This window comes from Agrococcus jenensis (assembly GCF_003752465.1).
Classification (GTDB): Bacteria; Actinomycetota; Actinomycetes; order Actinomycetales; family Microbacteriaceae; genus Agrococcus; species Agrococcus jenensis.
Genome location: NZ_RKHJ01000001.1, coordinates 2,285,991 through 2,310,971 on the forward strand (window position 1 = coordinate 2,285,991; position 24,981 = coordinate 2,310,971).

At 72.6% G+C, this 24,981-nt stretch carries 25 protein-coding genes; 7 read left to right on the forward strand and 18 right to left on the reverse strand.

Annotation, left to right across the window (positions count from 1 at the left end; translation table 11 throughout):
- Positions 1–4 precede the first annotated feature (4 nt).
- The 3 genes from EDD26_RS11245 to EDD26_RS11255 form a co-directional block, all read right to left on the reverse strand.
- Positions 5–1,603, reverse strand: a complete 1,599-nt coding sequence (locus EDD26_RS11245; RefSeq protein WP_123698559.1) for a TIGR04028 family ABC transporter substrate-binding protein — start codon at positions 1,601–1,603, stop codon at positions 5–7.
- A 189-nt stretch (positions 1,604–1,792) separates the two neighbouring features.
- On the reverse strand, positions 1,793–2,173 hold the full coding sequence (locus EDD26_RS11250; RefSeq protein WP_123697794.1) for a hypothetical protein: 381 nt from the start codon (positions 2,171–2,173) through the stop codon (positions 1,793–1,795).
- A gap of 16 nt (positions 2,174–2,189) precedes the next feature.
- On the reverse strand, positions 2,190–2,402 hold the full coding sequence (locus tag EDD26_RS11255; protein WP_123697795.1) for a KTSC domain-containing protein: 213 nt from the start codon (positions 2,400–2,402) through the stop codon (positions 2,190–2,192).
- Between the two features lie 184 nt (positions 2,403–2,586).
- Here EDD26_RS11255 and EDD26_RS11260 point away from each other — a divergent pair, with 184 nt between their 5' ends.
- Positions 2,587–3,480 carry a DUF808 domain-containing protein gene (locus tag EDD26_RS11260; RefSeq protein WP_123697796.1) on the forward strand — a complete coding sequence of 298 codons (894 nt, stop codon included), beginning with the start codon at positions 2,587–2,589 and terminating at the stop codon, positions 3,478–3,480.
- 84 nt (positions 3,481–3,564) lie between these two features.
- Here the strand turns inward: EDD26_RS11260 and metE are convergent, their stop codons facing one another.
- The 8 genes from metE to EDD26_RS11300 all read right to left on the reverse strand — a co-directional run bounded on the left by metE (position 3,565) and on the right by EDD26_RS11300 (position 12,058).
- Positions 3,565–5,835, reverse strand: coding sequence for a 5-methyltetrahydropteroyltriglutamate--homocysteine S-methyltransferase (gene metE, locus EDD26_RS11265; RefSeq protein WP_123697797.1), 2,271 nt, complete (start codon positions 5,833–5,835; stop codon positions 3,565–3,567).
- Positions 5,832–6,788, reverse strand: a complete 957-nt coding sequence (locus EDD26_RS11270; RefSeq protein ID WP_123697798.1) for a methylenetetrahydrofolate reductase — start codon at positions 6,786–6,788, stop codon at positions 5,832–5,834. The genes metE and EDD26_RS11270 overlap by 4 nt, the downstream gene beginning before the upstream one ends.
- The gene (locus tag EDD26_RS11275; protein ID WP_123697799.1) at positions 6,785–8,128 is read right to left on the reverse strand and encodes an O-acetylhomoserine aminocarboxypropyltransferase/cysteine synthase family protein; all 1,344 of its coding nucleotides are present in this window, start codon (positions 8,126–8,128) and stop codon (positions 6,785–6,787) included. Before EDD26_RS11275 ends, EDD26_RS11270 begins: the two co-directional genes overlap by 4 nt.
- Complete coding sequence (locus tag EDD26_RS11280) at positions 8,125–9,324, reverse strand: MalY/PatB family protein (RefSeq protein WP_123697800.1); 1,200 nt, start codon at positions 9,322–9,324, stop codon at positions 8,125–8,127. The genes EDD26_RS11275 and EDD26_RS11280 overlap by 4 nt, the downstream gene beginning before the upstream one ends.
- An 87-nt stretch (positions 9,325–9,411) precedes the next feature.
- Positions 9,412–9,903, reverse strand: a complete 492-nt coding sequence (locus tag EDD26_RS11285) for a DUF6328 family protein (RefSeq protein ID WP_245989868.1) — start codon at positions 9,901–9,903, stop codon at positions 9,412–9,414.
- Between the two features lie 22 nt (positions 9,904–9,925).
- Positions 9,926–10,183 carry a DUF7218 family protein gene (locus EDD26_RS11290; protein ID WP_123697802.1) on the reverse strand — a complete coding sequence of 86 codons (258 nt, stop codon included), beginning with the start codon at positions 10,181–10,183 and terminating at the stop codon, positions 9,926–9,928.
- On the reverse strand, positions 10,183–11,064 hold the full coding sequence (locus tag EDD26_RS11295) for an SDR family oxidoreductase (protein WP_123697803.1): 882 nt from the start codon (positions 11,062–11,064) through the stop codon (positions 10,183–10,185). Before EDD26_RS11295 ends, EDD26_RS11290 begins: the two co-directional genes overlap by 1 nt.
- Positions 11,027–12,058 (reverse strand): DMT family transporter, encoded by a 1,032-nt coding sequence (locus EDD26_RS11300; RefSeq protein WP_123697804.1) that lies wholly within the window; start codon positions 12,056–12,058, stop codon positions 11,027–11,029. The genes EDD26_RS11295 and EDD26_RS11300 overlap by 38 nt, the downstream gene beginning before the upstream one ends.
- 66 nt (positions 12,059–12,124) lie before the next feature.
- Between EDD26_RS11300 and EDD26_RS11305 the strand changes: the two genes are divergently transcribed.
- The 4 genes from EDD26_RS11305 to EDD26_RS11320 are packed head-to-tail and all read left to right on the forward strand — an operon-like array spanning position 12,125 to position 16,181.
- On the forward strand, positions 12,125–12,901 hold the full coding sequence (locus EDD26_RS11305) for an EI24 domain-containing protein (protein WP_123697805.1): 777 nt from the start codon (positions 12,125–12,127) through the stop codon (positions 12,899–12,901).
- A gap of 32 nt (positions 12,902–12,933) precedes the next feature.
- Positions 12,934–14,004, forward strand: a complete 1,071-nt coding sequence (locus EDD26_RS11310) for a lipid II:glycine glycyltransferase FemX (RefSeq protein ID WP_123697806.1) — start codon at positions 12,934–12,936, stop codon at positions 14,002–14,004.
- The gene (locus tag EDD26_RS11315) at positions 14,001–15,053 is read left to right on the forward strand and encodes a lipid II:glycine glycyltransferase FemX (protein ID WP_123697807.1); all 1,053 of its coding nucleotides are present in this window, start codon (positions 14,001–14,003) and stop codon (positions 15,051–15,053) included. The genes EDD26_RS11310 and EDD26_RS11315 overlap by 4 nt, the downstream gene beginning before the upstream one ends.
- A 60-nt stretch (positions 15,054–15,113) precedes the next feature.
- Complete coding sequence (locus tag EDD26_RS11320; RefSeq protein WP_170165623.1) at positions 15,114–16,181, forward strand: lipid II:glycine glycyltransferase FemX; 1,068 nt, start codon at positions 15,114–15,116, stop codon at positions 16,179–16,181.
- Positions 16,182–16,339: 158 nt separating this feature from the next.
- Here the strand turns inward: EDD26_RS11320 and EDD26_RS11325 are convergent, their stop codons facing one another.
- On the reverse strand, positions 16,340–16,801 hold the full coding sequence (locus EDD26_RS11325) for an HD domain-containing protein (protein WP_123697809.1): 462 nt from the start codon (positions 16,799–16,801) through the stop codon (positions 16,340–16,342).
- 33 nt (positions 16,802–16,834) lie between these two features.
- Between EDD26_RS11325 and EDD26_RS11330 the strand changes: the two genes are divergently transcribed.
- Positions 16,835–17,350, forward strand: coding sequence for a hypothetical protein (locus tag EDD26_RS11330; RefSeq protein ID WP_123697810.1), 516 nt, complete (start codon positions 16,835–16,837; stop codon positions 17,348–17,350).
- Here EDD26_RS11330 and EDD26_RS11335 read toward each other — a convergent pair.
- Positions 17,308–18,360, reverse strand: coding sequence for an FUSC family protein (locus EDD26_RS11335; protein ID WP_123697811.1), 1,053 nt, complete (start codon positions 18,358–18,360; stop codon positions 17,308–17,310). The two genes, EDD26_RS11330 and EDD26_RS11335, sit on opposite strands and share 43 nt — an antisense overlap.
- A 60-nt stretch (positions 18,361–18,420) precedes the next feature.
- Here EDD26_RS11335 and EDD26_RS11340 point away from each other — a divergent pair, with 60 nt between their 5' ends.
- Positions 18,421–19,584, forward strand: a complete 1,164-nt coding sequence (locus tag EDD26_RS11340) for a phosphotransferase family protein (protein ID WP_123697812.1) — start codon at positions 18,421–18,423, stop codon at positions 19,582–19,584.
- A 34-nt stretch (positions 19,585–19,618) separates the two neighbouring features.
- Here the strand turns inward: EDD26_RS11340 and EDD26_RS11345 are convergent, their stop codons facing one another.
- From EDD26_RS11345 to ctaE, 5 genes are read right to left on the reverse strand one after another with little or no spacing between them, the layout of a single operon-like run.
- Positions 19,619–20,656, reverse strand: a complete 1,038-nt coding sequence (locus tag EDD26_RS11345; protein WP_123697813.1) for an LLM class flavin-dependent oxidoreductase — start codon at positions 20,654–20,656, stop codon at positions 19,619–19,621.
- Positions 20,657–20,711: 55 nt separating this feature from the next.
- A complete protein-coding gene (gene qcrB / locus EDD26_RS11350) occupies positions 20,712–22,301 on the reverse strand; it encodes a cytochrome bc1 complex cytochrome b subunit (RefSeq protein ID WP_123697814.1) in 1,590 nt (529 codons plus the stop codon).
- Positions 22,298–23,413: a cytochrome bc1 complex Rieske iron-sulfur subunit gene (qcrA, locus tag EDD26_RS11355; protein WP_123697815.1), complete on the reverse strand. Its 1,116-nt coding sequence runs from the start codon at positions 23,411–23,413 to the stop codon at positions 22,298–22,300. The genes qcrB and qcrA overlap by 4 nt, the downstream gene beginning before the upstream one ends.
- 32 nt (positions 23,414–23,445) lie before the next feature.
- Positions 23,446–24,261, reverse strand: coding sequence for a cytochrome bc1 complex diheme cytochrome c subunit (qcrC, locus tag EDD26_RS11360; protein WP_123698561.1), 816 nt, complete (start codon positions 24,259–24,261; stop codon positions 23,446–23,448).
- 13 nt (positions 24,262–24,274) lie between these two features.
- Positions 24,275–24,910 (reverse strand): cytochrome c oxidase subunit 3, encoded by a 636-nt coding sequence (gene ctaE, locus EDD26_RS11365; protein WP_483923577.1) that lies wholly within the window; start codon positions 24,908–24,910, stop codon positions 24,275–24,277.
- Positions 24,911–24,981: the final 71 nt, after the last annotated feature.

Below are 24,981 nucleotides of genomic sequence, written 5' to 3' on the forward strand. Positions count from 1 at the left end.
CGGCTCACCCCTCGAGCCACACGCCCGAGAGCGTGGGGCGGCCGACCGACTCGGTCTCGAAGCCGTGCACCTGCGGCTGCACGCCGTAGACCTGCGGCTCCTCGAAGAACGGCAGCACGTAGGCCTGCTCGGTGAGGTGGGCCTGCACGGCGGCGGATGCGGCGGCGCGGGCCTCGGTGTCGGGCTCGGAGGCGACCTCCTGGAGCAGCGCCTCGAGGTCGGCGTCGATCGGCTGGCCGTCCGCGCCCTCGTTCAGCAGCGTGTTGCGGTTGTCGATCGAGAACTGGCTCTTGATGACGTCGAAGTCCGCCCGGCCGACCATGGAGTGGTAGATCTGGACCTGGTCGATGTCGGTCGACGCGGCCGTCTGGGCGGCCTGGTCGCCCTGGAACAGCTCGAGCTCGACGCCGATCTCGCGCAGCTGCTGCGCGACGAGGGTGATGACGTCGCGGGAGCGGGGCTGGGGGAGCGCCTCGTTGACCACGAGGTGCAGCCGCTGCCCGTCGCGGACGCGGATGCCGTCCGAGCCGACGACCCAGCCGGCGTCGTCGAGCAGCTGCTCGGCGAGGTCGGGGTCGTAGGCGTAGGCGTCCTCCTGCTCGCTGTAGCCGAGCGCGGTGCTCGAGAGCGACGAGGTCGCGAGCGGGTAGGCGTCCGAGAAGATCGACGAGACGACCTCCTCGCGGTCGATGCCGGCGATGAGCGCCCGCCGCACGTCGATGTCCTGCAGCAGCGGGTGGTCGAAGCGGAAGCTCAGCCCGTTGTTCACGCCGTTCGTCTGCGCGGCGTGCAGCGAGAGCCCGGCGCTCGTGACCTGCTCCTCGTGCTGCGGCTCGACCTGGCGCGCGATGTGCGCCTGGCCGGAGGCGAGCGAGCCGATGCGCACGCTGTCCTCGGGTGCGATGACGATGTCGACGGCGTCGACGTAGGGTCGGCCCTGGTTCTCGGCGGACGGCGGCGCCCACGCGTAGTCCTCGCGGGCGGCGAGGCGGATGCTCGTGCCCACCTCCTCGGACTCGACCGTGAAGGGGCCCGCGCCGATGATGTCGGCGGCGTTGCCAGGGCCGAAGCCCTCGGAGTCGCGCTCGAGCGTCGCGTCGGCGAGCAGGCCGGAGTTGATGGTCGACACCGCCTGCGCGAACCCGGGCGCCGAGGCGCGGAAGTGGAAGCGCACGGTGTCGTCGTCGACGACCTCGCCGCGCTCGTAGTTGTTGACGGCCTCCGACACGATGAGCGCTCGGTCCTGGTCGCCGAGGCCGAAGAGGTCGAGGTTGGCGACGACGTTCTCGGCGGTCAGCGGCGTGCCGTCGGAGTACGTCACGTCGGTGCGGATGTCGAAGGTGTACTCCGTCGCGTCGCCGTTGACCTCCGGGAGCGCGGTGGCGATCCACGGCTCGAGCTCGAGCGTCTCGGGGTCCTGGTGCAGCAGCCGCGCGGTGAGGTTGTTCACGAGCGCGCCGTTGGGGTAGAAGCCCGCGGCCGGCGGGTAGAGCGTCGTGTAGGCCTGGTGCTCGAGGTAGGTGAGCGTGCCGCCGGTGACCGGGCCATCGCTCGCGGCGCCCGGTGCCGCGGCCTCGCCCGCGGCGCAGGCCGTCAGGGCCATCGTCGAGGCGACGCCGGCTGCGACGGCCAGGCGGACGGACGGCCGTCGGCGGAGCGGGGTGCGGTGGGGGGTGATGCGGATCACGAGGGACCTCCATAAGCGGTGCTTGGTGCTGACACAAGCAAAGCCGATCACGGAGGCCGGTCGCACCTCGCGGCGCAACATGACGTCACACAGGCTGGGAGCGGGTCACTCCAGCGCGGCGAGCAGCGCGAGCGCGTACGCGACCTCGACGTCCGGGTCGCGGAAGCGCCCGTCGACCGTCCGCACGACCCAGCCGTCGCCCGCCTCGAGCGCGAGCAGGCGGTCGCCGACCAGCTCGCGCAGCTGGTCCTCGCGCGGCAGCCACAGCGCCTCGTCGAGGCTGACGGAGTCGAGCGCCCACTCCGTGGTGCCGTTGAAGCCGAGCACGGGCTGCCCCTGGATCACGTGCACGTCGATCGTGAGGTGGCTGATCCAGAACACGTCGCCGGCCACGCTCTCGCGGTCGATCGTGAAGCGGTCGCCGGGCGCGGGCTCCCACAGCACGCCGGCATCGCGGATGCGGCGGGCGAGCGCGAGGGTGAGCATCAGGCCTCCCGCGGCATCACGAGCTCCGCACCGGGTGGCGCGGCTTGATGCGCTCGTTCACGAACCGCCCGATCGAGTCGGCTCCGAGCAGCGCCTCGAACACGGCGCGCGGCACCATGCCGTAGACGTAGGTGTCGCCGCTCACGAACCGGACGGTGAGCTCGTTGCGCGCGGGATCGAAGCCGACCGCGTCGACGCTCGACGACTCCACGTGCTGCATCCGCGGCATGCGCCAACGGTAGCCCTGTCGGCCGCCTCGGCGCGCGGCGGCTGCCACGCGAGCGCGGCGGCCGCCTCCGCGAGGTCGGCGAGGCCTTCGTCCATCTCGGCAGGAGAGAATGGACGTAGGCGAAGTTCGCGCTCGGTCCCGTCGCCACCGCTGCACGCGGTGCACCTACCCCTGAGGAGCTCCCATGTCGGTCGGCCTGCTCGCCGTCGTCGATGACATTCTCTCTGCCGCTCTCAAGGCGAGCGCGAAGACCGCCGGCGTCGTCATCGACGACGCCGCCGTCACCCCGCAGTACGTGCAGGGGCTCAGCCCGGCACGCGAGCTCCCCGTGGTCTGGCGGATCGCCCGAGGGAGCCTGCTCAACAAGTTCCTCATCATCATCCCGCTCGCGCTCCTCCTGTCCGCGTTCGCACCCTGGGTGCTGCCGTACCTGCTGATCGTCGGTGGGACGTACCTGTGCTTCGAGGGCGCCGAGAAGGTCATGGAGTGGTTCGGCTTCCACCACGCCGCCGACGAGACCGAGGTGCGGGACGAGAAGAAGCTGGTGGCCGGCGCCGTCCGCACCGACCTCATCCTCTCCACCGAGATCATGCTCATCTCGCTCGCGAGCCTCGACCCGGACCTCGGCATCTGGATGACCCTCGCCGCTCTGGTGGTGATCGGCCTCGGGATGACGGCGCTCGTCTACGGCGCCGTCGGCCTGCTGGTCAAGATCGACGACATCGGGCTGCACCTCATGGCCAAGGAGGCGCCGGCGGCGCGCGCCACGGGTGCACGCATCGTCCGGTCCATGCCGGTCGTGTTCAAGGTCATCAGCGTCGTCGGAACGGTCGCCATGCTGTGGGTCGGCGGGCACCTGGTGATCGCCAACCTCGCCGAGACGATCTGGCACGCCCCCTACGACCTGCTCCACGCCGTGACGGATGCGGTCGAAGCAGCAGGCCCGGTCATCGTCTGGCTCGCCGACACCGCCGTGTCCGCCCTGTTCGGGTTCGTGCTCGGCATCGTCGTCGTCGGGATCGTGCTCGGTGTCTCCCGCCTCCTCAAGCGCAAGGCGCCGGTCGGCACCGCGCACTGACGTGCGGCTCGCGGCGCTCACCCGCGATCCGGCCGATCGAGCCTGCGTCGGGCAGGGCGTCGAAGACCGCGAGCCGCACGCCGCTCATGCCACGGCGACTGCCGCGCGAGCGCGGCGGGCCGCCTCGACGAGGTTGCCGAGGCTCTCGACCGTCTCGGCGTAGCCGCGGGTCTTGAGCCCGCAGTCGGGGTTCACCCACAGCAGCTCGTCCGAGATGGCGCCGGTCGCGATCGAGAGCAGCTCGTCGAGCTCCTCGCGCGCCGGCACCCGCGGGGAGTGGATGTCGTAGACGCCGGGTCCGATACCGCGCCCGAAGCCGTGCCCGGCGAGCGCGTCGACGACCTCCATCTTCGATCGGGCCGCCTCGATGCTCGTGACGTCGGCGTCGAGCCCGTCGATCGCGTCGACGACCGTGTTGAACTCCGAGTAGCAGAGGTGCGTGTGGATCTGCGTGGCGGGCGCCGCCGCGGCGGTCGCGAGCCGGAACGCCCCGACCGACCAGTCCAGGTAGGCGGGCCGAGCCTCGCGCCGCAGCGGCAGCAGCTCGCGCAGCGCCGGCTCGTCGACCTGCACGATCCGGATGCCGGCCGCCTCGAGGTCGGCGATCTCGTCGGCGAGCGCGAGCGCCACCTGGTCGGCCGTCTCGCCGAGCGGCTGGTCGTCGCGGACGAACGACCACGCGAGGATCGTGACGGGTCCCGTGAGCATGCCCTTCACGGGCCGGTCGGTGAGCGACTGCGCGAAGGCGATCCACTCGACCGTGAACGCCTCCGGGCGCGCCACGTCGCCCCACAGGATCGACGGCCGCGTCGCGCGCGAGCCGTAGGACTGCACCCAGCCGTGCTGCGTCGGCGCGAAGCCGTCGAAGTGCTCGGCGAAGTACTGCACCATGTCGTTGCGCTCCGGCTCGCCGTGCACGAGCACGTCGAGGCCGAGCTCCTCCTGCAGCGCGACGACGCGGCGCACCTCGTCGCGCAGCACCTCGGCGTAGCCGGCGTCGTCGAGCTCGCCACGCGCGTTGCGCGCTCGGGCCGAGCGGATGTCGCCCGTCTGCGGGAACGAGCCGATCGTGGTCGTCGGCAGCGGCGGCAGCTCGAGCGCGGCCCGCTGCTGCGCGGCGCGATCGTCGTACGGGCTGCGCGTGCGGGCGTCGGCAGGCAGCGCGGCGAGGCGCTCGCGCACCGCGCCGTCGTGCACGCCGGGCGCCGCGCGCCGGTCGTCGATCGCCGCGCGGGCGGCGCCGAACGCAGCCTCGTCGACGTCTCCCGCGAGCGCGGCGGCGAGGGTCGCGACCTCCGCGACCTTCTGGTCGGCGAAGGCGAGCCACGATCGCAGCCGCGGCTCGAGCGCCGCCTCGGCGTCGAGGTCGTGCGGCACGTGCAGCAGCGTGGTGCTCGTGCCGACCGAGACGGGACCGCGCTCCGCGAGGGCGCGCAGCGCCTCGAGCGCGGCGTCGAGGTCGGTGCGCCAGACGTTGCGGCCGTGCACGACGCCGGCGACGAGCTGCACGCCGTCGGTCTCGGGGGCCGTGCCGCGCACGAGGTCGACGGCGAGCGCGTCGACCGCGTCGGCGAGCGGCTCGACCCGGCCGGCCGCGTCGCCGTGGCCGACGTGCAGCAGCACGCGCAAGCCTGCCGCCCGAGCGGCCTCGATGCCGGCGCGCGCGACGTCCTGCAGCTCGGCGAGCGTGGCGTCCTCGTGGTCGGCGACGAGCGCCGGCTCGTCGAGCTGGATCCAGGTGGCGCCCGCGGCGGCGAGCGCCGCGGCGAGCGCCGCGTAGGCGGGCACGAGCCGCTCCGCGAGGTCGAGCGGGCGGACACCGGTGCCCTTGGCGAGCGCGAGGTAGGTCGCGGGTCCGACGACGACCGGCCGGGCGTGCACGCCAGCCGCGCCGGCCTCGACGAAGCGATCGACGATGCGCGTGTCCGCGAGCGAGAAGTTCGACGCGGCGTCGAGCTCGGGCACCAGGTAGTGGTAGTTCGAGTCGAGCCACTTCGTCATCTCGAGCGGCACGTCGTCGCCGGCGCCGCGCGCGAGCAGCCACTCGCCAGCGAGGCCCGACGGCAGTCGTCCGCGCAGGCGGGCGGGCACCGCGCCGAACGTCAGCGTCGCATCCAGCACGTGGTCGTAGTGCGCGCCCTCGACAGGGATCGATGCGTCATCGGCGCGCAGGCCGAGCGCGACGAGCCGCTGCAGGTCGGCGAGCCGGTTGGCGCGGGCCGCCTCGTGGAAGGCGGCGTCGTCGATCGCGTCGCGCCAGTGCGACTCGAGCGCGCGCTTCAGCTCGCGGCGGCGGCCGATGCGCGGGTAGCCGAGGATCGTGCCGCCGGGGAAGGCGGGGGTGGTGGTGGTCATGGTGCTCCGGTCGGGGTGGGGGCGGTGAGGGGGAGTGCGCCGACGCCGGCGAGGACGTCGATCGCCGGTCGATGGTCGTTGAACGTGTAGAGGTGCACGGCGCCGGGGTCGTGCTCGGCGAGCGCGCCGATGAGGGCGACCGCGGCGTCGACGCCGAGCCGGCGCGCGTCGTCGGGGCTCGCAGCCTCGAGCTGCTCCGCGAGCACGCGCGGCACGCCCTCGCCCGCGAGCTCGGCCGAGCGGATGAGCCGGCGGACGGTCGTCGGCACCACGACGCCGGGCACGATCGGGATCGTGACGCCGCGGGAGCGGGCGAGCTCGACGAAGCGTGCGTAGTCGTAGGGGTCGAAGAACAGCTGCGTGATGGCCATCGTCGCGCCGGCCGACTGCTTCGCGAGCAGCGCGTCGACGTCGCTGCGCCGCGTGCCCGCGCCCGGGTGGCCGTTCGGGAACGCGGCGACGGCGATCTCGGTCGCCGCGCGCCGAGCCCCGAGGGCGGCGCCGCGCCGCTCGCCGAGGATCGGGGCGCGCAGCCCGGGCAGCGGCGTCTCGGCATACGGCATCCGCTCGGCCTCGACCCGGCCGATGAGCTGCACCAGCTCGGCCGCGGAGGCGAGCGTGCGCTTGGGGCGGACGTCGCCGTCACGCGGCGGATCGCCCCGCAGGGCGAGGAACTTCGTGATGCCGGCGTCGAGGAACTGCCGCACGAGCCTGCCGGTCTCGTCGACCTCCAGCCCCGCGCACGTCAGGTGCGCCATCGGGCTGGCGCCCCCGTCGAGCAGGCGCTGCAGCACGTCGAGCGAGTGCGAGGTCGAGGTGCCGGCGGCGCCGAACGTGACCGAGACGAACTCGGGCTCGAGCGCGGCGAAGGCGTCGACGGCGGCCTCGACCCGCAGCCGCGCGGCCTCGTCGCGCGGCGGGTAGAGCTCGAACGAGTAGCGCAGCCGGCTCACGGGTGCACCGCCTCGAGCTGCGCGGCGGCCGAGCGCCGCGTCGCGGTGCGCTCGCCCGCCGCGAGCACCGCGTCGAGCGCCTGCTCGAGGTCCGCCACGATGTCGTCGACGAGCTCGATGCCCACCGAGATGCGCACGAGCCCCTCGGTGATGCCGAGCCCGGCGCGCTCCGCGTCGTCGAGCTTGCCGTGGATGGTGCTGCCGGTGTGGATCGCGAGGGTGCGCACGTCGCCGATGTGCGTCATCTGGCTGACGAGCCGCAGGCCGTCGAGGAACGTGCGCGCGGCGTCCCTGCCGCCCGCGAGGTCGATCGACACGATCGACCCCGCGCCGTCGGGGAGCAGCCGGGCGACGCGCTCCGCCTGACCGTCGGCGCGGCCGGGGTAGTGCACGCGCGCGACGGCGGGGTGGTCCTGCAGCGCGTCGGCCACGGCCACCGCGTTCGCGACGTGCCGCTCCATCCGCAGCGACAGCGTCTCGATGCCGTGCAGCAGCAGGAACGTGCTCGAGGGCGGCACGGTCGGGCCGTGCTCGAGCACGACGACCGAGCGCAGGTAGGCGCTGTAGGCCGCGGCGCCGAAGCGCTCGGCGAACGACGGGGCGCCGTGCGGGCGGGGTTCGTGCAGGTGCGGGAAGCGGGCGGCCGCGGCCGTCCAGTCGAAGCCGCCGCCGTCGACGATCGCGCCGCCGATGACCGAGCCGTGGCCGCCGAGCCACTTGGAGGTCGAGTGGATGACGACGGCCGCGCCGTGCTCGACGGGTCGGCAGAGGTACGGGGTCGCGACGGTGTTGTCGACCACGAGTGGCACCCCGGTGCGCGCCGACACGCGGCCCAGCAGCGCGAGGTCGACGACCTCGCCGAGCGGGTTCGCGATCGACTCGGCGTAGATCGCGCGCGTGCTCGGCCGCACGGCGGCGACCCAGGCGTCCTCGTCGGCGTCGATCGGCAGCGCCTCGAACTCGAGGCCCTGCCGGCGCAGCGCGCCGCGGATCATCTCGCGCGTGCCTTCGTAGAGGCGGTCGGTGGTGAGGATGTGGTCGCCCGCCTGCGCGAGCGCGCTGAGCGCCATCGCGATCGCGGCCTGGCCGCTCGCGACGAGCACGCCGTCGACACCGCCCTCCAGGTCTGCGATGCGCCGCGCCGCGACGACGTTCGTGGGGTTGTCGTTGCGCGAGTAGGCGCGGCGGGCGCTGCGGCCGGCGAAGCGCTCGACCCCGTCGTCGAAGCTGTCGAAGACGTAGCCGGCGCTCTGGTAGATCGGGGTGACGCGCGCGCCGGCCTCGGCGTCGACGATCGCGCCGGCGTGCACCTGCCGGGTCTCGAAGCCGAGCCCGCTCATCGCGCGACCCCCGCGGGCACGAGCGCCGTGGCGATGCGGTCGACCGCCTCCTCGAGCACGGGGGCGGGCGTCGCGAAGACGAGCCGCACGTGGTCGTCGAAGCCGGCCCCGCAGAGCGCGCCGTCGGTGAGCGCCACGCCCGCGCGGTCGAGCAGCAGCGACGCGGGCGAGCCGGCGCCGCGGCCGAGGTCGAGCGCACCGAGGTCGAGCCACGCGAGGTAGGTGGCCTCCGGCGGCCGCCACCGCACGGCGGGCAGCCGCTCGGCGACGAGCGCCGCGAGCAGGTCGCGGCTGCGCTGCAGGTAGGCGATCGCGCCCTCGAGCCACGCGCCGCCGTCGCGGTAGGCGGCGGTCGCGGCGATGACGCCGAGGGTCGACGCGCCGTGGACGACCGCGAAGCCGAAGCGGCGGTAGACGGCCTCGTCCGCGTCGTTCGAGGTGATGAGCTGCGCGGCCTTGAGGCCGGGCACGTTCCACGCCTTCGAGGCGCTCGTGCCGGTGATGGTGTGCGAGGCGGCGGTCTCGGAGACGGAGGCGTACGGCACGTGCCCGCGACCGTCGAAGCGGATCGGGGCGTGGATCTCGTCGGCGAAGACGCGCCCGCCGTGGCGCTCGACGAGCAGCGCGATCGCCTCGAGCTCCTCGCGCGGCAGCACCGTGCCGGTGGGGTTGTGCGGGTTGCAGAGCACGAGCGTGCCGGCGCCGGCGGCGAACGCGCGGTCGATCCCGTCGAGGTCGTGCTGCCAGCGGCCGTCCACGACGACGCCGGGGACCTCCACGACCCGGCGGCCCAGCCGCTCGAGGTAGGTGAGGAACGGCATGTAGGCGGGCGTCGGCACGATCACGGCGGAGCCCGCGGGGGAGTACTCCTCGACGGCGACGCCGAGCGCGGCCATGACGTCGGAGACCGCGTGCACGCGCTCCGGGTCGACGAGCCACCCGTGCTCCCTCGCCTGCCACGCCGCGGCGGCCTCACCGAGCTCGGCGGCCGTCGAGGGGGAGAGGTAGCCCAGCACGTCGTCTGCGATCGCGCGGCCGAGCGCATCGCGCACGGCCGGGGCCGTGCCGAAGTCCATCTCGGCGACCCACGCGCCGATCGTGCCGGGGTGCAGGCTCCACTTGCGGCTCGACGGCCGCTCGAGGTCGACCCTGCGGATCGCGTCCCACGCGTGCTCGTCGCGACCGTGCCCGTCCATGCTGCTCCCTCCGTCGTGCTGACGGAGCCAGACAAGCAGGGGCGCGGGGCCGAAGCCCAGCACGCTGGTAACACGGCGACATGCGGGTCAGTCCCCGCGGCTCGCCCCCCGGCGGGCAGCCCACGCGATGACCCACAGCCCGACGACGGCCGCGGCGCACGCGATGCTCGCCCAGAGGCCGGCCGTGGCCGAGACGACGACCTCGAAGATGAAGCTCGTCACGCCGATGACGAGGATCGACACGACCGCGAGCGTCGCGATGAGCAGCACGTTGCAGAACCGCACGATCTGCTGCTTCATGCTGCGCTGGAAGTGCAGGCGGTGCACGAGCACGGGCGTGAGCCCGAGCAGGGTCGCGAGCGCGGCGATCGCGACGAGCACGAGGTAGTGCTGGACCTCATCCGCGTCGAGGTCCTCGAACCGCGACTGGAAGGCGACTGCGAGCAGGAAGCCCGAGATGAGCTGCGTGCCGGTGAGCACGACCCGCAGCTCCTGCAGGATGTCCGAGAAGTTGCGGTCGGCGCGCTCCTCGGGCGTCTCATCGCGCCCGCGCTCGTCGCGCCCCGCTCCCTCGCTCACACGACGCATCCTGCCACGGCTCTCAGTGGTCGCGCAGGCGCTCGATGAGCTCCGCCTTCTTGAGCGTCGAGGTGCCCTCGATGCCGAGCTCCTTCGCGCGGTCGCGCAGCTCCGGCACCGTGCGGTCCTCGTAGCGCTCGGCGTCGCCGCCGCGCTCGCCGACCTTCGACCGGCCGTCCCTGGCCGCCGCGTTCGCGATGCGCGCCGCCTTCTCGGACGAGTTGCCCTCGCTCTTGAGCTTCTCGTAGAGCTCCTCGTCCTTAATGCTCGGGTTCGGCATCAGAAGCCCCGACCGCCGGTGACCGGCACGACGGCGCCGGAGACGTACGAGGCCTCCTCGCTCGCGAGGTAGACGTAGGCGCCGGCGAGCTCGACGGGCTGCCCCGCACGGCCGAGCGGCGTGTCCTGGCCGAACTGCTCGACCTTCTCGTCGGGGAAGTCGGTGGCGGGGATGAGCGGCGTCCAGATCGGCCCCGGCGCGACGGCGTTCACGCGGATACCGCGCTCGCCCAGATCCTGCGCGAGCGCCTCGGTGTACGCGACGAGCGCGGCCTTCGTCATGGCGTAGTCCAGCAGGCCCGGGGAGGGCTCCTGCGCCTGGATCGACGTCGTCGAGATGATGGATGCGCCGGGCCCCATGTGCGGGACGGCCTCGCGGGCCAGCACGATCGCGGCGACGAGGTTCGTGCGGAAGACGCGGTCGACCTCGGCGACCTGCATGTGCTCGATGCCGTCGCGCTGGCGCTGGTAGGCCGCGTTGTTCACGAGCACGTCGATCCCGCCGAGCTGCTCGACAGCACCGGCGACGGCGTCGATGCAGGACTGCTCCTCGGTGAGGTCGAGGGCCATCGCGTGGAAGCGGCGACCGGCCTCCTCGACGAGCCTGCCCGTCTCGGCGGCGTCCTCCGCCTCCTCCGGCAGGTGGACGATCGCGACGTCGGCACCCTCGCGCGCGAAGGCGACCGCGACGGCGCGGCCGATGCCGCTGTCGCCGCCGGTGATGAGCGCACGGCGCCCCTGCAGGCGCCCGCGACCGGTCCAGCTCGACTCGCCGTGGTCGGGGGCGGGGTCCATCGGCTCGGTCAGGCCCGGCTGCTCGGGCTGCTGCTGCGTCGGGAACTCGTCAGCGTGGTGCTTCGTGCGGGGGTCCTGGTCGGTCATGCTCTGACGCTCCTCCGTGAGTGGGTTCGGGTCGTGCCTGGTTGTACCCCGAACCTACGCGCGGTCGGCTGAGCGTCACCTTCCGGCTGGGTGCGGGAACGGCGAGCAGCGCGATGCCGACCGCCACCACCGCGAGGCCCGTCCAGCCGACCGCCGTGGGTCGCTCACCGACCACGAGCACGGCCAGGAGCGTCGCGACCACGGGCTCCGCGAGCGCCAGGGTCGTCGCGCTCGACGACGTGAGCGCGCGCAGCGCGTAGCCGAACAGGAGGTAGGCGAGCGCCATCGGCACGAGCGCGAGGTAGGCGACCGTCGCGGCGCCCGGCAGCGAGACGAGCGGCCCGAGCCCGACGATCGCGAGCCACGCCAGGCACGCGAGCCCGCCGGTGAGGAAGAGTGCGCCCATCGCGCCGGTCGCGCTCGCTCCGCCGGCGATGAGCCGCGCGCCCGCGAAGGCGTAGAGCGCGTAGCCGAAGCCGGCCAGGAGCGCGAGGCCGACCCCGACGGGTGCAGCGGACGGATCCGCCGCGGCGCCGCCGTGCCCGCCGAGCGACAGCAGCACGATGCCGACGACGGCGACGCCCGTCGCGATCGCCCAGCGCGCGTCGGGCCGGCGGCGGTCGACCGCCCACTCGAGCAGTGCCGCGAAGATCGGGCCCGAGCCGAGCGCGACGACGTTGCCGACGGCGACGCCGGCGAGCGTCATCGACGGGTAGTAGGCCGACGGGTACAGCACGACACCGACCGCGCCGGCGAGTAGCCAGCCGAGGTGCGCGCGGCGGCGCAGCACCGCGAGCACCCGCCGCAGCGAGATGGCCGCGAGCACGAGGCCGCCGATGCCGAAGGTGGCGAGGCCGATCGCGAGCGGCGAGGCGCCGGCCGGCGCGAAGTGCGCGACGGTGCCGGTCGTGCCCCACAGCACGGCGGCGAGCAGCACGGCGATGGCGTGCGCCGGGCGCGCTGCGCCCGAGCTCGGGTCGGTGCGGGTCGGCATGGCTCGATCCTACGAACAGCGGTCGAGCCGGCGGACAGCGGCAGGAGTGCGTGCCAGCATGGCCGCATGCGTCAACCCCTCTCGGAGCTGCTCGCCGGCGCGGGCATCCTGCTGCGCGGCTTCGCCACCTGGTCGCGCGACCCCCGCCTGATGCTGCTCGGCGCCGTGCCGGCGCTGCTCGTCGGGCTCGTGATGCTCGGCGTGCTCATCCTGCTCGCCTTCCAGGTGGGCGGATGGGCGACGGCGCTCACCCCGTTCGCCGACGGCTGGGATCGGCTCTGGTCCGACGTGCTGCGCACGGCCCTCGCGCTCGGCCTGCTCGTCGGCGCCGTCGTGCTGTGCGTGCTGACCTTCGCGGCGATCACGCTCGCGGTGGGCGAGCCCTTCTACGAGCGCATCTCGCGATCGGTCGACGCGCGGCTCGGCGCGGCGCACGAGGCGCCCGACCTCGGCTTCTGGCCCTCGGTCGCCAAGGGGCTGCGCGACGCCGTGGTGCTCATCGGCATGGCCATCGGCACGGCGCTCGTCGTGTTCCTCGTCGGCCTCGTGCCGCTCATCGGCAGCGTGCTCGGCCTCGCCGTCGGCGCCGTGCTCGGCGGCAGGGCGCTCGCGCGCGAGCTGACGGGCATCGCGGGCGACGCGCGCGGCATGACGCTCGCGGACCGCCGCGCGCTGCTCGCCGCCCATCGCTGGCGCTCGCTCGGCTTCGGGATGGTCGCCTACCTGCTGCTGCTCGTGCCGGGGCTCGCGGTCGTCGCGACCCCTGCGGCGATCGTCGGCGGCACGCTGCTCGTCCGCGACCTGCGCGGCGAGCCGACGGCCGCCCCCGAGACCGCGCCGTAGGCTGGACCCCGCCCGTCCGACCGAGAGGTTCCATGCCCGCTCCAGCTGCCGTCCGACGCGCGTCCCCAGACGAGATCGCCGATTGGGACGCGCGCATCCTGGCCAACCCCGACGGCGGGCACATGGTGCAGTCGTCGGCGTTCGCCGAGACGAAGCGCATCGACGGCCTCGAGCCCGTCTTCCTCGTCATCGACGCGCCGACCGCCGACGGCACCGAGCGCATCCACGTCCTCGCGCTCGAGGGCAGGGTGTCGCTCGGCCGCTACTGGTACGTGCCGATGGGCCCGACCGCCACCGAGATGGGCGCCGTCGTCGAGGGGCTGCGCGCGTTCGCGCGCCAGCAGCCCGGGCTGCTCGTCGTGAAGATCGAGCCGCACCTCGAGCGCAGCGATGCGCGCATCGCCGAGCTGCGAGCGCTCGGGCTCGAGCAGAGCCGCGACATGCAGGTGATGACGCACACGGTCGTGCTCGACCTCGCGCAGGGCGAGGAGGCGCTGTTCGCCTCGTTCTCGCAGATGATCCGGCGCCAGGTGCGCGGCGCCGTGAAGAAGGGCTACCGGGTCGAGCGCCCCGAGGCGACGCAGGAGACCTTCGACCGCATGCACGCGATGATGCTCACCGTCCAGGGCGGCAAGGGCATGGCGGGCATGCGCGAGCGCGCCTACTACGACCGCTTCTGGAGCGCGTTCGCCGAGGCCGGCACCGGCCGCTTCTACTTCGGCTACGACGACGACGGCGACGAGCCGCAGGCCGGCATCTTCGTGACGACGGCCGGCCGCACCGCCGTCTACAAGGACGGGGGCTCGCGCCCCGACCGCAAGATCAACGGCGGCTCGGCGCTGCTGCTGTGGACGGCGATGCAGGACTGCATCGAGGAGGGCGCGCTCGCCTTCGACCTCGCGGGCACGCCGCCGTCGGACCGCGCCGACGACGAGACGCACCCGTTCTACGGGCTCGCCCAGTTCAAGCTGCGCTTCGGGCCGATCACCGACTTCCTGCCGTCGTTCGACCTCGTGCTGCACCCGCTGCGGCACCGGCTGTGGGAGCGCGTCGTGCGCCGCGTCGAGTGGCGCATCCGCAAGGGTCCGGACACGCTGCGATGACCGAGATGCGACTGCGCCCCGCCACGCCCGCGGAGCTGCGCGACTGGGACGCGCTGGTGCTCACCAACCCGGACGGCGGGCAGTTCACCCAGACGCTCGCGTTCGCCGAGCTGAAGCGCTGGGACGGCTTCCGCACGCACCACCTCGTGTTCGACGCCGAGGTCCCCGTCTACGCGCTCGCGCTCGAGCGGAACGGCTGGATCGGCCGGTTCTGGTACTTCCCGTGCGCGCCGCTGCACCCCGACATGCGCGCGGTCGTCGACGCGATCCGCGCCTTCGTGCGGCGCGAGCACCCCACCCTGATCTCGGTCAAGGTCGAGCCGCGGCTGCCGCGCACCCCAGAGGCGCTCGCGATGCTCGCGGATGCCGGCCTCATGCAGGCCGAGGACGTGCAGCTGCACACGCACACGGTCGTCATCGACCTCGAGCGCACCGAGGAGGAGATCTTCGGGTCGTTCTCGAAGACGGCGCGCAAGCTCATCCGCCGCGCCGAGCGCGACGGCTTCACGATCGAGCGCGTCGAGGGCGACGAGGCGCTGTTCGACCTCGCGTGGCAGCGGATGCAGACCATCCGCGGCGGCAAGGGCCTCGCCGGCATGCGCGACGAGGACTACTACAAGACGATCTGGCGCGCGTTCACGAGCCGCGGCCAGGCCGACTGGTGGCTCGGCCACGACGGCGGCGACGGACCGCAGACGGTGACCTTCACGATCCCGTTCGGCCGCACCGTGATCGACAAGGACGAGGGCTCGCGCCCGGACCGCCTCATCGAGGGCGGTGCGCACCTCGGCCGCTGGACGCGCGTGCGGCACTACCGCGAGCGCGGCTTCAGCGGCCTCGACATGATGGGCGCGCCGCCGACGTGGGCGAAGGACGACCCCGACCACTGGATGGCGGGGCTCGCGCGCTTCAAGCAGCAGTTCGGCGAGATCAGCGACTTCGCCCCGAGCCACGACGTGCTGCTGCGGCCTCGTGCCCAGCAGGTCTGGCGGAAGGCCGTGCGGCCGGTCGAGTGGCGCGTCAAGCGCCGCTACACGGGCCTCTGGTGACAGGGCTCCGGTGACGGGACTGTGGTGACGACGATGGATGGAGATGGGGGAGCGGTGAGCATGGCGAGCACGCGCTGGACGCTGCGGGACGCGACCGCGGCGGAGATCGCGGACTGGGATGCGCTGGTGCTGCAGAACCCGGACGGCGGCCAGTGGACGCAGAGCGCCGCCTACGCGACGCTCAAGCGCACCGAGCGGCTGCACCCGCGCCACCTCGTGCTCGAGGGCCCCGAGACGGTGCACGCGCTCGCGCTCGAGCACCGCTCGCTCGCCGGACGCTTCTGGTACTTCGCGACCGGGCCCGGCGCGTCGTTCGAGCAGCTCGGCGGCATCGCCGACGCCTTTCGCGCCGCTCGGGACGGTGCCGCGAAGGGCGTGTTCGCCGTCAAGGTGGAGCCGTTCGTCGTCGACACGCCCGAGCACCGCGCGGTGCTGAAGACGGCGGGCTACCGCGCCGCGAACGCGATCCAGCAGAACACGCACACCGTGCTCGTCGACCTCATGCCCGACGTCGAGACGATCTTCGCGGGCTTCAAGAAGAGCCTGCGCAACCACATCCGCTACGCCGAGCGCAACGGCTACCGGGTCGAGAAGGTCGAGCCCGGCGAGGACACCTACCGCACGATGCACCAGCTCATGCAGACGGTGTCGGGCGGCAAGGGCGTCGAGGGCATGAAGCCCTACGAGTACTACCGCACGCTCTGGAGCGCCGCCGTCGCGCAGGGGAGCGGTCACTTCTGGTTCGGGTACGACGGCGCGCACGACGGGCCGCAGGCATCCGCCTTCATGATCCGGTTCGGCCGCTACGCGCTGGCGAAGGACGGCGGCTCGGTGCCCGACCGGGCGATCCGCGGCGGCGCGCACCTCATCCGCTGGCGCGCGATGCAGTGGTTCAAGGAGCAGGGCGCAGAGGTGTACGACGCCTACGCGACGCCGCCCTCGTGGCTCGCCGACGACCCTTCGCACCGGCTGCACGGGCCGGGCGTCTTCAAGCGCGTGTTCGGCCCGATCGTCGACCACCTGCCGAGCCACGACCTCGTGCTCGACGCCCGCCGCTACCGGCTGTTCCTGCGGCTGCTGCTGCCGATCGAGCGTCGCGTGCGCCGCCGGCCCTTCGGCATCTGGTAGCCGCCCCTCCACCTTCCGCGCCTCGCCTCGCGGCGGGCGCACAACGCAAGCCCGCCGACCGGCTTCCGCTTCGGCTGAGCCGCTCGAGCGACGCCGCCCGCTGGATGGGCGCCCCGAGCTTGCGTCGTGCGCAGGGCGCGGGTGGAGGGAACGCCGCCTCAGCTGACGGGGCGGCCGCAGATCTCGTCGAGGCTCGTGCCGAGCAGCTGGGCGGTCTCGCGGTACATCGCCACGAGGCGGTCGCGCGTCGCGCCGTCGAGCGCGTCGAGGCGCCACTCGAGCGCGTTGTCGCGCAGGTCGGCGACCTTGACGGTGGCCGCGAGCTCGCTGCCGCGCACGCGCTCCACGTGCTCGGCCGTCGACTCGCCGTGCCGCTTCGTGAGCGCGTCGACGGCGTCGACGATGCGCTTCGGGAACTTCGCGGCGTGGAACTGCCGCAGCGTCACGGTGCCCCACTCGAACACGTCGTGCAGCATCGCGACGGCCCGCTCGTCGTCGGTGTCGACGTCGAGCATCACGCGGATCGCGTGGGCGACGTAGGGCTGCCCCTGCCGGTCGACGCGGCCGTCGAACGCCCGCGCCGCGACCGCGATCGCGCGCTCCAGGTCCTCACTCGCCATGACGCGAGCGTATCCGGTGGTTATCCTGGGGCCATGTCACGCGTCGCTGATCCCGCTGAGCTGGCGCGCCTGCTGCGCGGCACGTGGGCGATCCGCGCGACCACGTTCCCGTACTGGACGCACCCGGAGCGCAAGAACCCGCGGCTCACGTTCGAGCTCGTGCGCAGCTCGCCGCTGCAGCTGCGCGAGGTGTACGAGTACCACCGTCCCGACAAGGGCGACCGCGAGGTGATCGCCGAGGCGGCGTGGGCCGGCCGGCACTTCTCGTGGCGCATGCTCGGCCGCTCGCGCCTGCTCTCGAGCGCCTACGTGGTCTCCGACACCCCCGCGACCGCCGACATCCTGGCGATCCACTACGGCCGGTCGGCGGTGCTGCGGCAGAGCGCGGTGTCGATCCTCGCCCGGCCGCACCTCGACCCCGACGCGGTGCGCCGCGCGGTCGCGGTCGACACGCACTCCTTCGAGCTCTCGGCCGACGAGTTCTGGCGGCTGCAGTGGCTGACGCCCTACTCGCCCGCCCCGTCCGCCTCGAGCGACTCGCGCGCCTGACGCACGTCCTCCAGCAGGGCGCCGATGAGCACCCAGTGGGTGGGGTGCGGCTGCGGCACCGCGATCGGGGTCGTGAGCGCCGGCCCGTCGAGCGCGGGCATGGTCGTCGTGCGGCCGTCCTCGAGCGCGTGGCGGTCGACGAGCATCCGCACGCCGTGCGCGATGCGCCGCGCCTCGGTGCCGACCCGGTGCACGATCGGGTCGTCGGCGACGGATGCGTCGAACCGGTCGGCGACGGTGCGCGACATGCCGATCACCCGGTTCACGAGCACCGTGAGCGTCAGCAGCAGCCGCTCGTCGCGCGCGATCCGCTCGCGCAGCGCCCGCGCGCGCAGGTTGAGCCGCGTGGACTCCTCGAGCGCATCCATCGCCGCCCGGGTGCGCTGCACGTGCGCGCGCAGCGCTCTCGCGTCCGCGAGCAGCCGCTCGCCGTCGACGGCGTCGTGGGAGGCGAGCGCGGCGGCGACGCGATCGTAGGCGTCGGCGACCGCGTACGCCGTCTCGCGCATCGCCCGCTCGGCCGGCTCGTGCTGCACGGGCGGCACGACCACCAGGTTGATGAGCAGCGCGCACGCCGCCCCGATGAGCGTCTCGACGACCCGCTCGAAGCCGAACAGCGGCCCCGCGCCCGCGCCGAGCGCGAGCAGGATCATCGCGCTGATCGGCAGCTGGTTCGCGGCCATCGGCGCAAGCCGCAGCAGCCGCGCGACGAGCACCGCGACGAGCGTGACGGCGAGCACGACGAGCGGCCCGGTGGGCAGCGTGAGGCTCGCGAGCCACGCGAGCACGACGCCGCCGAGCACGCCGGCCGACCGCTCGAGCCCCTTGCCGATCGACTGGTGCACGCTCGGCGCGACGACGAGCAGCGCGGCGATCGCGGCGAAGATGGGCAGCTCGGTGCCGAGCAGCAGCGAGCTCGCGACCCACGACACCACGATCGCGACGAGCATCTTCACGACCTGGAGCCACGGCGCCTGCTGCTCGACCATGAGCCGTCCCAGCCACCGCATGACCCAACGGTATCGCGCGCCTGGGCCGCTTCCCGGCTGCGGCGGTGTTGGATGGGAGGCATGCTCGACAACGCTGCCGCGGTCCTCATGCGACTCGTCGCGGAGAGCGGGCGCGAGCTGGTCGACTTCGCGCAGAAGGACGTCGAGCCCGTGAACGAGGGCTTCATCGTCGGCTTCTCGTGCGGCGTCCGCACGCGCGACGACAGCATCGAGCGCGTCACGATCTACGTGAACACCTCGCCGAGCGCGCCGATGGACGAGCACACGGTCGAGCTCGTCGACGCGTCGGGCCGCCGGCTCACCGCGTGGGCGTACCCCCAGGACCCGGCGCTCCCGTCGCTGCCCGCCGTCTCCTACCCGGAGGCCGCCGGCGTCGTGCTCGCGAAGTTCGGCATCGCGGCCGAGGGCGCGAAGCTCCGCATGGAGGCGTACCGTCCTGGTAAGCGGGCGGTGCTGCGCGTCGAGACCGCGACCGACCGCTGGTTCGCGAAGGTCGTGCACCCGTCGCTCGCCTCGTCGATCCACGACCTGCACGAGCGCTTCCGCGCCGCCGGGGTGCCGGTGCCGCGCTCGCTCGGCTTCTCGGACGCCGGGCTCGTGCTGCTCGGCGAGCTCCCCGGCGTGCCCGCGATCGACGTCTTCGAGCGGATCGATCGCGCGCGGTTCGCGCGCGGCCTCGACGAGCTCACCCAGCACATCGCGTCGGTGCCCGTCGCGATCGGCGCGCGCGAGTCGCTCGCGCGCCGCGTCGACTGGTACGCCGAGCGGATGCAGGAGACGGCGCCGCTCTTCGGCCGCCAGACGGCGCGGCTCGCCCAGCTCGTCGCGGAGCGCTACGCCGCGACGGTGCTGCCGCGCCCGGTGACGATCCACGGCGACCTGCACCTCGGGCAGATCTTCGTCGACGAGGCCGCGCCCTCGACGATCACCGGCATCCTCGACATCGACACCGCGGGGCTCGGCGACCCCGCCGACGACCGCGGCGCGCTCTTCGGGCACGTCGTCGTCTCGGCGATCGAGCGGACGCCCGCGACCGAGGCCGGGGCAGCGCTCGCCGCGTTCGCCGACGAGCTGCAGTCCGGCTGGGCCGGCGACGCGCGCGTCGCCGCGATCGCCGCCACGCACCTCATGGGGCACGCCCTCGCGAACGCCGGCCGCGGCGACGACCGCAGCAGCGCCGCGGCCCAGCGGCTGCTCGAGCGGGCAGAGGCGCTGCTCGCCTGAGCGCGGCCTGCGACGCGGTGTCAGCGCGAGGCGCTCACTCGCCGAGCAGCGCCCGCACCCGGGGCACGACCTCGGTGCCGAAGAGCTCGATCGTGCGCAGGTTGTCCTCGTGCAGGGTGCCCGAGTCGTACTTCAGGTCGAAGCGCTCGATGCCGAGCGTCTCGTGCGCCCAGACGATCTTCTGCGCGACCGTCTCGGGGCTGCCGACGAAGAGCGCGCCGTGCTCGGCGGCGTTCGCGTCGAACTCGCGCTCGGACGCCTCGCCCCAGCCGCGCTCGCGTCCCAGCCGGTTGCGGAAGACGAGCCACTGCGGCATGAGGATGCGCTTCGCCTCCGCGTCCGTCTCGGCGATCAGACCGGGGGAGTGCATGCCGACGCGGCCGGCGGTGTGGCCGAACTGCTCCATCGCCTTCCGGTAGAGCCCGGAGAAGGGCGCGAACTGCGCGGGGCTGCCGCCGATGATCGCGAGCATCATGTCGAACCCGTGTCGCGCGGTGCGGATGACCGACTCGGGGGAGCCGCCGACGCCGACCCAGACCGGCATCCGGCCGCCGTGCTCCGCCGCGTGCGACCGCGGGTGCACCGACTGCTCGACGAGCGGGGAGCGCAGCTCGCCCGACCACGTGACGGGCTCCTCGCGCACGAGCGCCGCCAGCAGCTCGAGGCGCTCCTCGAAGAGCGCCTGGTAGTCCTCGAGGCGGTACCCGAAGAGCGGGAACGACTCGGTGAACGAGCCGCGGCCCACGATGAGCTCCGCACGACCGCTCGAGATGCCGTCGAGGGTGGAGAACTGCTCGAACACCCGCACCGGGTCGTTCGACGACAGCACGGTGACGGCGGTGCCGAGGCGGATGCGCTCGGTGACGGTGGCGAGCGCGCCCAGCACGATCTCGGGGGCGCTGATCGCGAAGTCCTCGCGGTGGTGCTCGCCGGCGCCGAAGAAGGCGAGGCCGGCGCGCTCGGCCGCGATCCCCTCCTGCACGACGTCGCGCAGCACCTGCGCGGGGCTGAGCGGTGCGCCGTCGACGACGGGGACGGCTGCGAACGTGTGGACACCGAATTCGAGGGGCATGCCCGAGCCAACAGCGAAGGGCCCGGGAATCATCCCGGGCCCTCCGCGTCATGCGTCAGTGGTGGTCGTGCTTCGCTGCCTCGAGCTCGCCGCGGCTGACCGGGGCGATGCGGTCCTCGAAGAACCAGCGCGTGAGCGCGGCACGCGCGTGCGTCGCGGGCGTGATCTTGCCCTTGGCGTTCGGGCGCACCATGACCGGCTCGTAGGAGTCGAAGGCCTTGAGCTTCCACGACTCGTACTCGTCGAGCTGCTGGTGCACCTCGACGTACTCACCGCCCGGGAGCCGGCGGATGTTGCCCGACTCGTAGCCGTGCAGCAGGATCTCGCGATCCTTCTTCTGCAGGCCGAGCGCGATCCGGCGGGTGAGCCAGAACGTGACGATCGGGCCGAGGATGAGCGTCGCCTGCAGCCACCAGGTGACCTGGAACACGTTGAGCTGGAAGTGCGTCGCGATGAGGTCGGACGACGCGGCCGCCCACAGCACGGCGTAGAACAGGATGCCCGCGGCGCCGATGGCCGTGCGCGTCGGGTTGTTGCGCGGGCGCTCGGCGATGTGGTGCTCGCGCTTGTCGCCCGTGATCCACTGCTCGATGAACGGGTAGAACATGACGAGCACGATGAAGGCGCCGAGCACCGCCATCGGGATCAGGATGTTCCACGAGAGCGTCAGGCCGAAGATCTCGGACTCGAGGCCGGGGGCGAGCCGCAGCGCGCCGTCGGCGAAGCCGATGTACCAATCGGGCTGCGTGCCCGCCGACACGGGGGACGGGTCGTACGGTCCGTAGGCCCAGATCGGGTTGATCGTGAACGTCGATGCGATGAGCACGATCACGCCGAAGACGATGAAGAAGAACGAGCCCGCCTTCGCCGCGAAGAGCGGCATGATCGGCGCGCCGACGACGTTGTCGTTCGTCTTGCCGGGGCCGGCGAACTGCGTGTGCTTGTTCACGATGAGCAGCACCATGTGCACGCCGATGAGCGCGATCACGATCGCGGGCAGCAGCATGATGTGCAGCACGAAGAGCCTCGACACGATGTCGTCGCCCGGGAACAGCCCGCCGAAGAACAGGTACGAGATCCAGGTGCCCACGATCGGGATGCCCTTGACCATGCCGTTGATGATCGCGAGGCCGTTGCCCGAGAGCAGGTCGTCGGGGAGCGAGTAGCCCGTGAAGCCCTCCGCCATCGCGAGGATGAAGAGGATGAAGCCGACGACCCAGTTGATCTCGCGCGGCTTGCGGAACGCACCGGTGAAGAAGACGCGCAGCATGTGCAGGCCGATGGCCGCCACGAACAGCAGCGCCGCCCAGTGGTGCACCTGGCGCATGAGCAGGCCGCCGCGGATGTCGAACGAGATGTCGAGCGACGACGCGTAGGCCGCCGACATCGCGATGCCCTTGAGGGGCACGTAGGAGCCCTCGTAGTGGACCTCGGTCATCGACGGGTCGAAGAAGAACGTCAGGAACGTGCCCGAGAGCAGGATCGCGACGAACGAGTACAGGATGACCTCGCCCAGCATGAACGACCAGTGGTCGGGGAAGACCTTGCGGCCGAGCGTCGCGACCATGGTCGAGATGCTGGTGCGCTCGTCGAGGTAGTTCGACGCCTGCGCGGTGAGGGTGGGGCGCGGTGCGGTGGAAGTCATGCTCGGGTCTCCAGCTCAGCGGCCGAGAGCGGCACGTGCTCAGGGTCGACATGCCCGAGGCGCTCGAAGAACGAGGGGCCGATGGGCTCGGTGAAGTCGCTCTGCGCGATGAGGAAGCCCTCGTCGTCGACCGTGATCGGCAGCTGCGGCAGCGGGCGCTTGGCAGGTCCGAAGATCACCTTGGCGTGGTTGGTCACGTCGAAGGTCGACTGGTGGCAGGGGCAGAGCAGGTGGTGGGTCTGCTGCTCGTACAGCGCCACGGGGCAGCCGACGTGCGTGCAGATCTTCGAGTAGGCGACGATGCCGTCGTACGACCATCCGGCGCGTGCCGGCTGCTCGTTGAGGCGGTCGAGCGGCACGCGGACGAGCAGCACGGACGCCAGGGCCTTCTGATCGAGGTAGCCCTCATCGTGACCGAGGTCCTTGAGCTCCTCCGGGATGACGTGGAAGGCCGACCCGATCGTGACGTCGGTCGCCCGGATGGGCGTGCCGGTGGGGTCGAGCGCGAGCCGGGAGCCCGCCTTCCACATCGTGTTCGAGATGGCCTCCACCGCGTCCTGCGCCGGGGCGAGGTCGCGGAAGAGGACGACTGCGGGCAGCGGCACGAGGGCGATCGCGCCGATGAGCGTGTTGCGGATGAGCGAGCGGCGCGAGAAGCCGGACTCCTCGTCGCCGAGCTGGAAGATCTCGACGGCGCGCGCGCGGGTCTTCTCCGAGCCGCGCGACAGGTGGCGCTCCTCGACGACCTCGTGCGAGCTCATGAGCTGACGGGCCCAGTGCATGCCGCCGAAGCCGACGCCGAGCAGCGCGAGCGCGATGCCGAGGCCGAGGAACAGGTTGTTGAAGCGGACCGTCCCCATGTCGCCCGACTCGATCGGCACGGCGACGTACGCGATGATCGCGAGCACCGAGCCGACCATCGAGAGCAGGAACCACCACACGACCTGGCGCTCGGCGCGACGCTCCTTGACGGGGTGGAGGTCGGTCTGGCGCGGGCGGTGCGGGGGCAGGCCCGGGTTCTCGAACGCGTCGGCCTGCACGACCGCTGCGCCGCGGTCGTAGACCGCGACCTCGTGCTGCTCCGCCGGAGCGGACTGGCCTTCAGCCGACATGCTGTCGGTCCTTCCTGTGTCCTGCGCCATGGTCAGTTCGGCCTCGAGGTCAGCCAGACCGTGATCGCGACGATGCCGCCGAGACCGAAGATCCAGATGAACAGGCCCTCGGACACCGGTCCGAGCGCGCCCAGGTCGAAGCCGCCGACCGACGGGTTCTCGTCGAGGTAGTTCAGGTAAGCGATGATCTCGCGCTTCTCCTCGGGGCTGATGTTCGAGTCGTTGAACACCGGCATGTTCTGCGGGCCCGTGAGCATGGCCTCGTAGATGTGGTTGGCCGCGACGCCCTTGAGCGGCGGGGCGAACTTGCCCTCGGTGAGCGCGCCGCCGGCGCCGGCCACGTTGTGGCACATGGCGCAGTTGATGCGGAAGAGCTCGCCGCCGGCGGCGATGCCCTCGGCGTCGACCACGGAGGTGTCGAGCAGCTCCTCGGAGGGCACGTCCGGGCCCGGCGCGAGCGAGGCGATGTACGCAGCCATCGCGTCGGTGTCCTCCTGCGAGAACTGCGGCTCGCGCTGCAGCGCCTGCGGGCCGGACATCGCCATCGGCATGCGGCCGGTCATGACCTGGAAGTCGACCGATGCGGCGCCGACGCCGATGAGGCTCGTGCCGTTCTCGGTGCCCTCGGCGTTGAGGCCGTGGCACGACGCGCAGTTGGCGCGGAAGAGCGCCTCGCCGTCGGCGGCCGTGAGCTGCTGGGAGTGCGGGGTCGTGGCCGGCTCGGCGTTCGCCACGGAGCCCACCGCGACCGACGCGCCGCCTGCGGCGACGAGTCCGATGATGAGCAGCGCCGCGCTGGCGAGCGGGTGCCTGCGACCGGTCTTCTTGCGTGATGCCAACGTTCTCAGTCCCAACCGTTGCTTACTTGAGCCAGTAGATGACGAGGTACAGGCCGATCCAGACCACGTCGACGAAGTGCCAGTAGTAGGAGATGACGTGCGCGCTCGTCGCCTCCTTGTGTGCGAAGCGCTTGACGGCGTACGCGCGGCCGATCACGAACAGGAAGGCGAAGAGTCCGCCGGTCACGTGGAGGCCGTGGAAGCCGGTCGTGAGGTAGAAGGCCGAGCCGTAGGAGCTCGACGACAGCGTCACCCCGTGGCTGATGAGCACGATGTACTCGAAGACCTGCAGGATGATGAAGACCGCGCCCATGGCGTAGGTGAGGTAGAACCACTCGACCATGCCCCACTTGGAGAGCTGGAACCTTCCGCCCGACCGGAACGCCTGGTGGTGCTCGGCTGCGTTCGCGCCCGCCTGGCACGTGAAGCTCGAGGCCAGCAGGATGATCGTGTTGATCGTGGCGAAGATCACGTTCAGCTTCTCTGCCTCGGTCGCGAAGAGATCTCCGGACATCGAGCGCAGCGTGAAGTAGATCGCGAACAGGCCGGCGAAGAACATGACCTCGCTGCCGAGCCAGACGATGGTGCCGACCGCAACGGTGTTCGGCCGCCTGATCATCGGCGCCGACGGCGACGGGGAGAGCGCAGTAGTGGACACGTTCCCATCCTAGTGACAGTTCACCCCCGGGGGGACGACCCGGCGGGCCCGCGTGCCGCCAACGCCTAGGC

What these genes read in the sequence shown, in the direction of transcription:
- EDD26_RS11245 (WP_123698559.1), bottom strand. Translation starts at nt 1,603, where the DNA reads ATGGCCCTGACGGCCTGCGCCGCGGGCGAGGCCGCGGCACCGGGCGCC.
- EDD26_RS11250 (WP_123697794.1), bottom strand. Translation starts at nt 2,173, where the DNA reads ATGCTCACCCTCGCGCTCGCCCGCCGCATCCGCGATGCCGGCGTGCTG.
- EDD26_RS11255 (WP_123697795.1), bottom strand. Translation starts at nt 2,402, where the DNA reads ATGCCGCGGATGCAGCACGTGGAGTCGTCGAGCGTCGACGCGGTCGGC.
- EDD26_RS11260 (WP_123697796.1), top strand. Translation starts at nt 2,587, where the DNA reads ATGTCGGTCGGCCTGCTCGCCGTCGTCGATGACATTCTCTCTGCCGCT.
- metE (WP_123697797.1), bottom strand. Translation starts at nt 5,835, where the DNA reads ATGACCACCACCACCCCCGCCTTCCCCGGCGGCACGATCCTCGGCTAC.
- EDD26_RS11275 (WP_123697799.1), bottom strand. Translation starts at nt 8,128, where the DNA reads ATGAGCGGGCTCGGCTTCGAGACCCGGCAGGTGCACGCCGGCGCGATC.
- EDD26_RS11280 (WP_123697800.1), bottom strand. Translation starts at nt 9,324, where the DNA reads ATGGACGGGCACGGTCGCGACGAGCACGCGTGGGACGCGATCCGCAGG.
- EDD26_RS11290 (WP_123697802.1), bottom strand. Translation starts at nt 10,183, where the DNA reads ATGCCGAACCCGAGCATTAAGGACGAGGAGCTCTACGAGAAGCTCAAG.
- EDD26_RS11295 (WP_123697803.1), bottom strand. Translation starts at nt 11,064, where the DNA reads ATGACCGACCAGGACCCCCGCACGAAGCACCACGCTGACGAGTTCCCG.
- EDD26_RS11300 (WP_123697804.1), bottom strand. Translation starts at nt 12,058, where the DNA reads ATGCCGACCCGCACCGACCCGAGCTCGGGCGCAGCGCGCCCGGCGCAC.
- EDD26_RS11305 (WP_123697805.1), top strand. Translation starts at nt 12,125, where the DNA reads ATGCGTCAACCCCTCTCGGAGCTGCTCGCCGGCGCGGGCATCCTGCTG.
- EDD26_RS11310 (WP_123697806.1), top strand. Translation starts at nt 12,934, where the DNA reads ATGCCCGCTCCAGCTGCCGTCCGACGCGCGTCCCCAGACGAGATCGCC.
- EDD26_RS11315 (WP_123697807.1), top strand. Translation starts at nt 14,001, where the DNA reads ATGACCGAGATGCGACTGCGCCCCGCCACGCCCGCGGAGCTGCGCGAC.
- EDD26_RS11320 (WP_170165623.1), top strand. Translation starts at nt 15,114, where the DNA reads ATGGCGAGCACGCGCTGGACGCTGCGGGACGCGACCGCGGCGGAGATC.
- EDD26_RS11325 (WP_123697809.1), bottom strand. Translation starts at nt 16,801, where the DNA reads ATGGCGAGTGAGGACCTGGAGCGCGCGATCGCGGTCGCGGCGCGGGCG.
- EDD26_RS11330 (WP_123697810.1), top strand. Translation starts at nt 16,835, where the DNA reads ATGTCACGCGTCGCTGATCCCGCTGAGCTGGCGCGCCTGCTGCGCGGC.
- EDD26_RS11335 (WP_123697811.1), bottom strand. Translation starts at nt 18,360, where the DNA reads ATGCGGTGGCTGGGACGGCTCATGGTCGAGCAGCAGGCGCCGTGGCTC.
- EDD26_RS11340 (WP_123697812.1), top strand. Translation starts at nt 18,421, where the DNA reads ATGCTCGACAACGCTGCCGCGGTCCTCATGCGACTCGTCGCGGAGAGC.
- EDD26_RS11345 (WP_123697813.1), bottom strand. Translation starts at nt 20,656, where the DNA reads ATGCCCCTCGAATTCGGTGTCCACACGTTCGCAGCCGTCCCCGTCGTC.
- qcrB (WP_123697814.1), bottom strand. Translation starts at nt 22,301, where the DNA reads ATGACTTCCACCGCACCGCGCCCCACCCTCACCGCGCAGGCGTCGAAC.
- qcrA (WP_123697815.1), bottom strand. Translation starts at nt 23,413, where the DNA reads ATGTCGGCTGAAGGCCAGTCCGCTCCGGCGGAGCAGCACGAGGTCGCG.